The sequence below is a fragment of the Xanthomonas cucurbitae genome (genome assembly GCF_002939885.1).
Lineage (GTDB): Bacteria > Pseudomonadota > Gammaproteobacteria > Xanthomonadales > Xanthomonadaceae > Xanthomonas > Xanthomonas cucurbitae.
The window spans coordinates 99821-111497 of record NZ_MDED01000002.1; the positions used below are offsets into that span (position 1 = coordinate 99821).

At 66.5% G+C, this 11677-nt stretch carries 8 protein-coding genes; 6 read left to right on the top strand and 2 right to left on the bottom strand.

Going from position 1 to position 11677, the window contains the following annotated elements:
- Positions 1 to 5: 5 nt before the first annotated feature.
- Positions 6 to 2234 (bottom strand): S9 family peptidase, encoded by a 2229-nt coding sequence (locus tag XcuCFBP2542_RS01680; protein WP_104601892.1) that lies wholly within the window; start codon positions 2232 to 2234, stop codon positions 6 to 8.
- Positions 2235 to 2498: 264 nt separating this feature from the next.
- Between XcuCFBP2542_RS01680 and XcuCFBP2542_RS01685 the strand changes: the two genes are divergently transcribed.
- Positions 2499 to 2822 (top strand): helix-turn-helix transcriptional regulator, encoded by a 324-nt coding sequence (locus tag XcuCFBP2542_RS01685; RefSeq protein ID WP_104601893.1) that lies wholly within the window; start codon positions 2499 to 2501, stop codon positions 2820 to 2822.
- A 3-nt stretch (positions 2823 to 2825) separates the two neighbouring features.
- On the top strand, positions 2826 to 4091 hold the full coding sequence (locus tag XcuCFBP2542_RS01690; RefSeq protein ID WP_104601894.1) for a type II toxin-antitoxin system HipA family toxin: 1266 nt from the start codon (positions 2826 to 2828) through the stop codon (positions 4089 to 4091).
- 143 nt (positions 4092 to 4234) lie between these two features.
- Here the strand turns inward: XcuCFBP2542_RS01690 and XcuCFBP2542_RS01695 are convergent, their stop codons facing one another.
- Positions 4235 to 4924 carry a glutathione binding-like protein gene (locus tag XcuCFBP2542_RS01695; RefSeq protein WP_104601895.1) on the bottom strand — a complete coding sequence of 230 codons (690 nt, stop codon included), beginning with the start codon at positions 4922 to 4924 and terminating at the stop codon, positions 4235 to 4237.
- Positions 4925 to 5176: 252 nt separating this feature from the next.
- On the opposite strand from XcuCFBP2542_RS01695, the gene XcuCFBP2542_RS01700 reads away from it, so the two are divergent.
- From XcuCFBP2542_RS01700 to XcuCFBP2542_RS01715, 4 genes are all read left to right on the top strand, one after another.
- On the top strand, positions 5177 to 8191 hold the full coding sequence (locus tag XcuCFBP2542_RS01700) for a TonB-dependent receptor (RefSeq protein WP_104601896.1): 3015 nt from the start codon (positions 5177 to 5179) through the stop codon (positions 8189 to 8191).
- A gap of 154 nt (positions 8192 to 8345) precedes the next feature.
- Positions 8346 to 9047 carry a SapC family protein gene (locus XcuCFBP2542_RS01705; RefSeq protein ID WP_167526975.1) on the top strand — a complete coding sequence of 234 codons (702 nt, stop codon included), beginning with the start codon at positions 8346 to 8348 and terminating at the stop codon, positions 9045 to 9047.
- Positions 9037 to 10050 (top strand): cupin-like domain-containing protein, encoded by a 1014-nt coding sequence (locus tag XcuCFBP2542_RS01710; protein ID WP_104601897.1) that lies wholly within the window; start codon positions 9037 to 9039, stop codon positions 10048 to 10050. The genes XcuCFBP2542_RS01705 and XcuCFBP2542_RS01710 overlap by 11 nt, the downstream gene beginning before the upstream one ends.
- Before the next feature lie 9 nt (positions 10051 to 10059).
- Positions 10060 to 11604 carry a tryptophan halogenase family protein gene (locus tag XcuCFBP2542_RS01715; protein ID WP_104601898.1) on the top strand — a complete coding sequence of 515 codons (1545 nt, stop codon included), beginning with the start codon at positions 10060 to 10062 and terminating at the stop codon, positions 11602 to 11604.
- Positions 11605 to 11677 lie beyond the last annotated feature (73 nt).

The following is an 11677-nucleotide window of genomic DNA, read 5'->3' on the forward strand; positions in this document are numbered from 1 at the left end:
GGGGATTACGGCATCAGGCAACGCTGCAAAAACGCCTCTGCGGTCCGGTAGCGGTGCAGCGCAGCGCTGCCGGACAAGCCGTGCTTTGCGCCGGGATAGGTCATCAGTTCGAACGCGGTACCGCGTTGCTGCAACTCGCTCATCAGCGTGGTGGCGTTGGTGAACAGCACATTGTCGTCGGCCATGCCGTGGATCAGCAGCAACCTGGCGTTGAGGCCGTCCAGGTGGGTGGCGACGCGCGCGGCGCGGTAGCCTTCGGCGTTGCGGCCGGGTAGGTCCATGTAGCGCTCGGTGTAGTGGGTGTCGTACAGGCCCCAATCGGTGACCGGTGCGCCGGCCACGCCACAGGCGTACGCGTCGCTATGCCTGGCCAGCAGCATCAAGGTCATGTAGCCGCCGTTGGACCACCCCTGCACGCCGATGCGTTGGGGATCGACCCAGGGTTGCTGCTTGAGCCAGGCCACGCCTTGCAACTGGTCGTCCACTTCCACCGTGCCCTGCCTGCCGTACAGCGCACCACCGAAGTCGCGGCCACGCCGCGGGGTGCCGCGGTTATCCAGCGAGAACACCACATAGCCGCGCTGGGCCAGGTAGTGATCGAACAAGGCATCGCCGCGGCTGGGCCAGGCATCGAGCACGGTCTGCGCCGCCGGGCCTCCGTAGACGTAGACGATGACCGGGTAGCGCCTGGACGGGTCGAACTGCGCCGGCTTGGTCAGGCGGTACTGCAAGGGCGTCTTGCCGTCGGCCGCGGTCAGCGTGCCGAACTCCACCGGCCGCTGCGCGTCACGGTATCTGGCGTAGGGGTGTTGCGGATCGGCGAGATCGTTCTTCAGCAGCGTGGCGATTTTTTCGCCATTGGCGCGAAACAGTTCGATCTGCGGCGGGGTGGTGGTATTGGACCAGGTGTCGACATACACGCTGGCATTGCTGGCGAAGCTGGCTGCATGCGTGCCGTGGATGGCAGAGCGCTTCTCGATCGCGCCGCCGCTCAGCGGCACGGCGTAGATGTGGGTCTGCGTGGGCGCATCCTTGCTACCGGAAAAATACACCTGCCCGGCTTGCTCATCGACGGCGAGCAGCGCATCGACCACCCAGGGACCGGACGTCAGCGGCGTGAGCGTGCGCCCGTCTTCCGATGCCACGTACAGATGCTCGTAACCGCTGCGCTCGGAGTTCCAGATGAAGCGGCCATCCTTGAGAAACCGCAGGTCGTTGGTGAGCGGCACCCAGGTGGGCGAGGTTTCGGTGATGAGCGTGCGCTGCCTGCCGGTGGCCAGCGTGGTTTCGATCAGCTCAAGGGTTTTCTGGTCGCGCGACTGGCGTTGGAAGGTCAGCCGCTGCGCATCGCGCCAGTCCACCCTTGCCAGATAGATGTCCGCGTTCTTGCCCAGGTCGATCCACCTCGGTGCGGAACCGGCGCGCGGGGCGATCACGCCCAGTTGCACGGCCACGTTCGGCTGGCCGGCCTGCGGATAGCGTTGTTCGATCACCTCGGTGTGGTCGGCATACACCTCGGGGCGCTTCTGTACCGGCACGCGGGATTCGTCGATGCGCGCGAAGGCGATCGCCGAATCGTCCGGCGCCCACCAAGACCCGGTGTGGCGGTCCATTTCTTCGTCGGCGACGAATTCGGCCACGCCATTGCCGATGGTGTCGCTGCCGTCGCCGGTGAGCTGCACCTGCTTGCCGCTGGCCAGGTCGATCACCCACAGGTTGCGTGCGCGCACGAAGCTGACGAAGCCGCCCTTGGGCGACAGCTTGGCGTCGGTGGCGAAGCCTTCGCCATGGGTGAGCTGGCGCACGGCCGCCGCGCCGGTCTTGCGCAGGTCATACAGATACAGCTCGCCGCCGAGCGGAAGCAGCAGCGATTGCGCATCCGGCGCCCATTGGTAATCGACGATGCCGGCGTAGGCGGCGATACGCTGGCGTTCACGCCGGGCCTTTTCGACATCGCTCAAGCTCTCGGTGCCGGGCAGCACGACCTTGGAATCCACCGACAGCCGGGTCTGGCCGCTGGCGATGTCGTATTCCCACAGGTCCAGCTGGTTGCGGTCGCTGTCCTTGCCGCGCAGGAAGCTCACCCGCGCGCCGTCCGGGGCCACCTTGGGTTTCATCAGCGTCGGGCCGGACAGCGGCAACGGGCCGGTGATGGCCTCCAGGGTGAGTTTTTCGGCGTGAGCCATGGGAACGGTGCTGAGCATGAGGGCAAGGGCGGCGAACAGGGCGCGCATCGAGGATCCTGGCGGGAGTGCGGGCACAGGATGCAGGGGTGGGGTGGGTTTGAGAAGCAGTGGCCGTCCCGGCAGGCAGACCGCCGATCCCTGGCCATTGTCCCAACGCTGCAGGACCGAGGTAGGTCGCCGTGTATCGCTTCTGGTCAATGAGGTGATTGTCCCATCCCGTTCGTTTGGCTCATGGCGTGCTCATCGCCTCCAACTGGCAGAAAATTTCTTAAATGATATGCTTCTACCTAATTCATATAGTTTATGAAATTTATGCGCCGTCTCGAGACTGCTTACGCCACCTCTGCCAGCCAGCAAACCGCGCAGCACTTGGCCACACTGGTGAAGAACGCCCGGATTGCGCGTGGCTGGTCCCAGCTGAATCTGGCAGAGCGCGCGCGGATCAGCCCCGCCACCATGAGCCGTATCGAACAAGGCAACCTAGGCGCCTCCCTGGGTACCTGGTTGGCGGTGTTCGAGCGGCTGGGGCTGCTGGCCAAATTCGCCCAGCTGAGAGATCCCGCTTCCGAGGCGATCCTCGATAGCACGCGCGCCAAGCGCCCGTTGCGCTCCAACACCCCCGACATGGACTTCTAGGGCATGCCCTATGTCTTCGTGCATCTGCCCGGAGAAACGACCGCCGTCCCTGCCGGACTGGTGACGCTGTTCGAGCAGGGCATCCAGCTGCAGGCCTCGCGGTTCGCCTATGGCCGGCGCTACCGGGACCGGAACGCGCCGGCGGCGATCGCCGTCGATCCGGTCTCCCTGCCATTGGCCGATGCCGCTGGCGACCAGGTGCCGATCAACGGCCTGCCCCTGTTCGGTGCCCTGCGCGATGCCACTCCCGACGACTGGGGCCGGCGGGTGATCGAGAACCGGCTGGGGGTTCCCGCCAACGGGCTGCCCGAATCGCAGTACCTGCTGTTGGCCGGGAGCAACCGGGTTGGCGCGCTCGACGTGCGGCCCGCGTTGGACAGCACGCCGGACACTGCAGGCATGCCGGCGACGATCGACCTGCAATACCTGGTGGCCGCCGCCGAGCGAGTGGAGCAAGGGCTGCCGGTGCCGAAAGCACTGGAGAACTATCTAGTCGGGGCCCCTTCCCTGGGCGGGGCGCGACCGAAAGCCACCATCGCCCATGACGCGCGTGAATGGATCGCCAAGTTCCCCTCCGTGCGCGACAGGTTCGACGTGCCCAGCGTGGAGCGGGCCACCCTGGAACTAGCACGGCGTGCAGGGCTGTCCGTTCCCGAAACCGCGTTGCAGACCTTGGCCGATGGCCGGCACGTCATGCTGATCGAACGTTTCGACCGGAGGCCTGTGGCTGGCGGAATGGGGCGCCGGCACACGGTCAGCGCCCTCACGATGCTGGGGCTCTCCGAACAGCAGTCCCCGGACGCGCGCTATGCGCAGATCGTCCGCGTGATCGAAGACCGGGCGACCGATGGCCAGGTGGCAGCGCAGCGCGAGGAACTGTTCGCCCGCATGGTGTTCAACATCCTGGTCAGCAACGATGACGATCACCTGCGCAACCACGCCTTCGTCCACGACGATGGCGCATGGAACCTGAGCCCACTGTACGACGTCGTGCCCAAGCCGCAGGTCGGCAGCGAGCGGACGCTGCACCTCGGGGTGGGGCCCAGGGGGCGATGGGCCACGCTGGACAACGCTCTGGCCGGCCATGGCGACTTCGGACTCAACCAGCAGCGGGCGGCCAGGTTGATTGATCGCGTCGCAGCTGCGGTGCGTGTGTGGCGCGAGGTGTTCGAGGAGCTGGGCGTGTCGGAGAAGGACTGCACGTTGGTGAAAACCGCCTTCCGGCGTGCCGCCGATGTGGGCATGCGCGAAGTGGAACGCCATCTGTAAGCGACCGCCGGCCGTCGGCCCACGACACCTCACCTCATGCAGGCGGTGCTGGGCGGGCAAGCGCCGCGTTGCACTGCACACGCATGCCTCTGCCGACGCAGCGCGCCAGCACTGCGTCGGGCCTTCGCCCGACGCGAACTGCCTCAGCGCTTGCCGAACAGGTGCTTGCGCTCTTCATCGCTGAGCGGCTTGCCGGCGTTGTGGTTGACCTTCTCTTTGAGGGCATACGCGCGCTGGGTGGCCGGGCGGGCGGCGATGGCGTCGTGCCAGCGCTGCAGATGCGGGAAGGCGGCATAGTCGGGCTTGAGGTCGCCATACACCTCGATCCAGGGGTAGCTGGCCATGTCGGCGATGCCGTAGTCGGCTCCGGCCAGGAACGCGTGCTCGGCCAGACGCTTGTCGAGCACGCCGTGCAGGCGGCGGACCTCGGCGTTATACCGCTCGACCGCATAGGGAATCTTCTCCGGGGCGTAGACATTGAAGTGTCCCATCTGGCCGCTCATCGGGCCCAAACCGCCCATCTGCCAGAACAGCCACTCCAGCGCGGCGATACGGCCACGCGCATCGCGCGGCAGGAAGCGGCCAGTCTTCTCGGCCAGATACAGCAGGATCGCGCCGGACTCGAACACGCTCTGCGGCGGTCCGCCGTCGGCAGGCGCATGGTCGACGATGGCCGGCATCTTGTTGTTGGGCGAGATCTGCAGGAACGCCGGCTCGAACTGCGCCCCCTTGCCGATATCGACCGGCTTGATGGTGTAGTCCAGCCCGGCCTCCTCCAGCAACAGGGTGACTTTGTGGCCATTGGGGGTAGGCCAGTAGTACAGATCGATCATGGTGCGCTCCGGTGGGTCACGGGGCGACGCCCAACGGCGCCGGCTGCCCACGATGGTAAGACCGCCGGGGTGGCGGACGGGCGCACCCACCGGGCTGGGCTCTGAAACACTGTGTGGCACCAGTGACTCGCGCCCGATGCTGCATTGCAAGTTGACTTTGTTAAGCCAGCGGTCACAAATGCGCGATTGTTTGACGACCTTCACCTGTCCCGGACCGGGATCGGTGTTCTTTGCCCCGGGGAATGAATCATCGTGAAAGAACTACGCACCCTGCCGCGCACGCGGCGCTTGACGTCTGCCTTGCTGTTTGCATTGTCGGCTCCGCTGGCGGCACAGACCGCTCCAGCGCCGCAATCGGCGTCTACCGTGCCAGGTTCCAGCCAGTCCGACCCGGCTACCCTCGACACCGTCCAGGTCAGCGGCATCCGCGGCAGCCTCACCTCGTCGATGAACGTCAAGCGCGATGCGCAAGGCATCGTCGACGGCATCGTGGCCGAGGACATCGGCAAGTTCCCCGACACCAACCTGGCTGAATCGCTGCAGCGCATCAGCGGCGTGTCGATCGACCGCTCGCTGGGCGAAGGCTCGCGGGTGACCGTGCGCGGCGTCGGCCCGGACTTCAACCTGGTGCTGTTGAACGGCCGCCAGATGCCCGGCGCCAGCATCGAGGAATCCAACGCTTCCAACTCGCGCGCGTTCGACTTCGCCAACCTGGCGTCCGAGTCGATCTCCGGCATCGAGGTGTTCAAGACCAGCCGCGCCAGCACGCCCACCGGCGGCATCGGCGCCACCATCAACATCAAGACCACCCGTCCGTTGGACAATCCCGGCCTGCACGCCAATGTCGGCATCAAGGGGGTGCACGATGCGTCCAACGAGAACCTGCCCGGCCGCCTGCAGGGCGACTCACTGACGCCGGAAATCTCCGGCATCTTCAGCACCACCTCGGCCGACGGCCGTTTCGGCGTGGCGGTGACCGGCAGTTACCAGGAACGCGACTTCGGCTACAGCCAGGTCGGCGTGCCCAACGGCTGGCGTGCGTTCCGTGGCGATTCCACCGCCTACGGCACCATTCCGCAGCCCGGTGCGCCGGGTTCGGAGAACATCGTCAACCGCCCCGGCCCGAACGATATCTACTCGGTGCCGCAGAACCTCAACTACCGCGTGGTCGGCGTGGAGCGCCAGCGCACCAACGGCCAGTTGACGCTGCAGTACAAGCCGCTGGACAACATCACCACCACGCTGGATTACACCTACTCGGAAAACAAGATCCAGCAGCAGCGCAACGAAATGTCGGTGTGGTTCAACTATGGCCCGTCGGCCAGCGCCTGGACCAATGGCCCGGTGGCCGGCCCGATCACCTATTCGGAAATCGTCAATCCGCCCACCAGCGACCTGGCCACCGCCGGCTCCAACGCGGCCACCCGCGCCCAGAACAAGTCGCTGGGCTTCAACGTGGATTGGGCGGTGAACGACCAGTTCAAGCTCAACTTCGACATCCACCGCTCTACCGCCGAAGCCGGCCCGGACAGCCCGTACGGGTCGAGCAACTCGCTGGGCGTGTCCGGTTTCTACCGCGGCACCTCGGTGGTGGATTTCAGCAAGGATTTCCCGGTGCTGCAGCAGCAGCTGGGCGCCGGCCTGACCGGGCTGGACCCGTCGCGCACGCTGGTCACCGGCTCGGCGTTCCGCAACAGCTACATGAAGTCGGAGATCGACCAGGCCCAGGTCAACGGCGACTTCACCTTCGAAAACTATTCGCAGTTGAAGTTCGGCATCGGCAGCACCGAGGTCAAGAACCGCTCGGCGTTCTCCAACGTGCAGCGCGATACCTGGGGCGGCAACGGCACGGCGGCCGATTATCCGGACGACCTGTGGATTCCCAGCACGTTTACGCAGTACTTCGATGCGATCAACGGCAGCGGCAATCCGGCGCAGTTCAACCAGCTGTTCCTGTTCGACTTCGAGCGCGCACGTCAGGCCGCTGCCCGGGCCGCCGGCGATGAAGCGCTGTACCGCACCTCGCCGATCTACAACACCGACCGCCGCGTCACCGAAAAGTCCAAGAACGCCTACCTGCAATGGGGCAACAGCTGGGACGATCTGCGCGTGCCGATCAGCCTGGCGGCCGGCGTGCGTTACGAAGAAACCAAGGTGCAGGCGCAGGCGCTGGTGCCGGTGGCGGTGGGCATCGACTGGGTGGCCAACAACGAGTTGCCGATCCGGCTGGCCAATTCGGCGTTTTCCGGCGGCAGCGGCAAGTACGAATACTGGCTGCCCAGCCTGGACCTGAGCTTCAAGCTCACCGAGGACCTGGTGCTGCGCGGCAGCTATGGCGAAACCATCGGCCGTCCCGGCTGGGGCGACATCCAGGGCGGGCAGACGCTCAACCAGATCGCACGCATCGAAGGTGGTACCGGCCAGGAAGGCAATCCCGGCCTCAAGCCGCTGCTGTCGCACAACATCGACCTGTCGCTGGAGTGGTACTACAGCGACGCCAGCTACGCCTCGGTCGGTTTCTTCCGCAAGAACATCGACAACTACGTCGGCGTGACCACCCGCAACGATGCCTCGTTGGGTCTGAACACGCCGATCGGCGGCGCGTACTGGAACCAGGCCCTGGCCAATAGCTGCGCCACGGCCGACCTGACCTGCATCCGCAACTACATCTTCCGCAACTTCAACGGCCAGCCGGGTGTGGTGCGTGGGACCGACGACGCCAATGGCAATGCCACCGGCGTCATCAGCGGGCGGCCGGGCGACCCAGTGGCCAACTTCGCCATCACCGCGCCGGCCAACCAGCGCTCGGCCTCGCTGGACGGTTGGGAATTCAACGTCCAGCACATGTTCGGCGAAAGCGGCTTCGGCGTCTCGGCCAACTACACCAAGGTGGATTCCGGGCTGACCTACGACAACGCGGTGATCGGCGAGCAGTTCGCGCTGGAAGGCCTGAGCGATTCGGCCAACGTGGTCGGCTTCTACGACAAGGGCCCGTGGCAGGTCCGTGCGGCCTACAACTGGCGCGACCAATTCCTGGCCGCGCGGTTCGATGGCAGCGGCCAGCCCAACCCGGTCTATACCGAAGCCTATGGTCAGCTGGACCTCAACATCGGCTACCAGTGGAACGAGAATCTGTCGCTGAGCCTGGAGGCGATCAACCTCAACGATGCGGTACAGCGCCAGCACGGCCGTCATCCGAACCAGATCGTCTTTGCCACCCAGACCGGCCCGCGTTACATGCTGGGTCTGCGCTACAAGTTCTGGTGATGTGAGGCGATACCAGGCGTCCCGGCCGCGTGGCTGCCGGGGCGCTGTGCCAGCCTTCGTGTGCAAGTGCCGGATGCAGTGCGTCCGGCACTTGCCTGGCGAAAGGCAACTGGCCGAGCATGGGCCTCGCGCCCCCGCGTAGTAGGGTTGCCCCATGAACAATGCCGTGTTGTTGAACAATCTCGATCACCACGATCTGCGCGTGATTACCGCCCATGGCGCCGCCTATGGCGACAACGTGATGTCGGCGGCGACCTTTCCGCAAGAATTCCGCCAGTTGCAGGCGCAGTACCCGATCGTCTTCCACCGCAGCAGCGAGGGGCGGTTCCAGCCATTGGCCCTGCTGGGTTTGCGGCTGGGCGAGAACCTGTTCCTGGACGGCGCACGCTGGGATGCACCCTACGTGCCGCTGGCGATCCAGCGCCAACCATTCTTGATCGGCCAGCAACCGGAGGGGCCGATGGTGCATGTGGATATGGACAGCCCGCGCCTGAGCAGGCACGACGGCGAGCCACTGTTCCGCGAGCATGGCGGCACCACCGCCTTTCTCGATCACATCAGCCAGCTGTTGCGCACCCTGCACGACGGCCTGGCGGCCAGCGATGCCTTCGTCGAGCGCGCGCAGCGCTACGAACTGCTGGAACCGTTCGTGTTCGAAGCCACCCTGGACAATGGCCTGGACTGCCGCCTGGCCGGTCTGTACACCGTGCATGAAGAGCGCCTGCGTGCGCTCGGCAATACCGCGCTGCTGGACCTGCACCGCCACGGCGATCTGGAGCCGCTGTACATGGCGGTCGCTTCGATTGCGCAATTGCGTCATTTGCTCGAACGCCTCAACCGCCGCCATGCCGGCTGAGCCGCGCGCCATCGACGAACGCCATGGCCTAGCTGCGCAACAGCTGGATCCGGCGCTGCTGCGCTCGACCACCCCGCTGGTGCTGCGCGGGCTGGTGCGTGACTGGCCGCTGGCCCGCGCCGGCGCGCAGTCCGCACAGGCCGCCGCCGCCTACCTGCGCGGCTTCGACCGCGGCGAGGCGGTGGTGGCGCAGGTCGGCCCGCCGGAGATCGGCGGGCGCTTCTTCTACAACGCGGACCTGAGCGGCTTCAATTTCCGCCCTGAGCGCGTGCCGCTGGGCGTGGTGCTGGACACGCTGCTGCGCGACCTGGACAACGCCCAGCCACCGGCGATCTATGTCGGCTCCACCACGCTGGACACCTACCTGCCCGGCCTGCGTGCGGCCAACCCGATCGCGCTGCCGCAGGCCGAGCCGCTGGGCAGCATCTGGATCGGCAACCGCACCCGCATCGCCGCCCACCAGGACCTGCCGGACAACCTGGCCTGCGTGGTCGCCGGCCGCCGTCGCTTCACCCTGTTTCCGCCGGACCAGTTGGCCAATCTCTACATCGGCCCGCTGGATCTCACCCCGGCCGGGCAGCCGATCAGCCTGGTGGACATCACCGCGCCGGATCTGCAGCGCTTTCCGCGCTATGCCCAGGCGCTGGAGCACGCGGTGGTGGCCGAACTGGAGCCGGGCGATGCGCTGTTCATCCCCAGCATGTGGTGGCATCACGTCCAGGCGCTGGACGGCTTCAACGTGCTGGTGAATTTCTGGTGGCGGCAAAGCCCGGCCTACATGGATTCGCCGATGAACGCGCTGATGCTGGCGCTGCTCACCGTGCGCGACCTGCCGCCCGAACAGCGCGCCACCTGGCAGGAGGTGTTCCGCCACTACGTGTTCGAGCCGGATGCGCACACCGCCGCACACGTGCCCGAGACCGCGCGCGGGGTGCTGGCGCCAATGGACGACAGCCGTGCCCGCACCCTGCGCGCACGGCTGCTGCAACGTTTGAATCGCTGAGGATTGCCGATGGACCCTGCCCCCGCTTCCGATCCACGCCAGCGCCCGGTGCGGCGCGTGGTCATCGCCGGTGGCGGTACCGCCGGCTGGATGGCCGCCGCCGCCCTGTCCAAGCTGCTCGGCCGGCAGCTGCAGATCACCCTGGTGGAATCGGACGAGATCGGCACCGTGGGCGTGGGCGAAGCCACCATCCCCAGCCTGGTCACCTTCCACCGCCTGCTGGAGATCGACGAGGCCGCCTTCATGGCCGCCACCCAGGCCACCTTCAAGCTCGGTATCGCCTTCGAGCACTGGCGCGACGTGGACAGGCACTACATCCACTCCTTCGGCCACACCGGCACCGATCACTGGAGCGCCGGCTTCCACCACTTCTGGCTGAAAGGCCAGCAGCGCGGGGTGGCGCGCGACTTCGGTGACTACTGCCTGGAACTGCGCGCCGCCCAGGACGGGCGTTTCGCGCACCTGCCCAATGGCGGCATGAACTATGCCTACCACCTGGATGCGGGGCTGTACGCGCGTTTCCTGCGCCGCTTCAGCGAAGGCTTCGGGGTGCAGCGCATCGAGGGGCGTATCGGCCAGGTCGAAACCGACCCGGAGAGCGGCTTCCTCACCGCACTGACGCTGCAGGACGGCACCCGCGTGGAAGGCGACCTGTTCATCGATTGCACCGGCTTTGCCGGGCTGCTGATCGGCAAGACGCTGGGCGTGGGCAGCGAAGACTGGTCGCAGTGGCTGTTCGCCGACAGCGCGCTGGCGGTGCAGACCGAATCGGTAGGCCCGCCGGTGACCTACACCCGCGCGCGCGCCGACCAGGCCGGCTGGATGTGGCGCATTCCGCTGCAGCACCGGGTGGGCAACGGCATCGTCTATTCCAGCCGCTACACCGACCAGGACAGCGCCCGGGCGGTGCTGGAGCGCAACCTGCAGGGACGCGCGCTGACCGAGCCGCGCGCGTTGCGCTTCACTCCCAACCAGCGCCACCGCGTGTGGGAAAAGAACTGCGTGGCGCTGGGCCTGGCCAGCGGCTTCCTGGAGCCGATCGAATCCACCAACATCCACCTGATCCAGCGCGGCATCGTGCGCCTGCTGCAGACCTTTCCGCAGGTCATCCACCCGGTGGACATTTCCGAATACAACCGCCAGGCCGCCGACGAGATTGCCCATATCCGCGATTTCGTGATCCTGCACTACCACGCCACCGATCGCCGCGACACGCCGTTCTGGCGCGATTGCGCGGCCATGGACATCCCCGACACGCTGCGTCACCGGATCGCGTTGTTCCGCGAGAGCGGGCGGGTGTTCCATCGCGCCAACGAGTTGTTCGCGGAAAATTCCTGGGTGCAGGTATTGCTGGGCCAGGGCATCATCCCCCGCCAGCACCATCCGGTGGCCGACCTGATGGGCGATGCCGAGCTGGGCCAGTTCCTGCAGGGCATCCGCAGCCGGGTGGACAGCGCGTTGGTGCGGCTGCCGGCGCATGCGGACTTCCTGCAACGCTACTGCCCTGCCCCGCCGCCGCTGGGGGCGGCAACACCGGCCAGCCCGGCGCGATGAAATCGACCTGCGCCCGACGCAAGGCTTGGCTTCCACCGCCCCAGCAATGCTAGATTGCGGCTTTGCCGTCCAC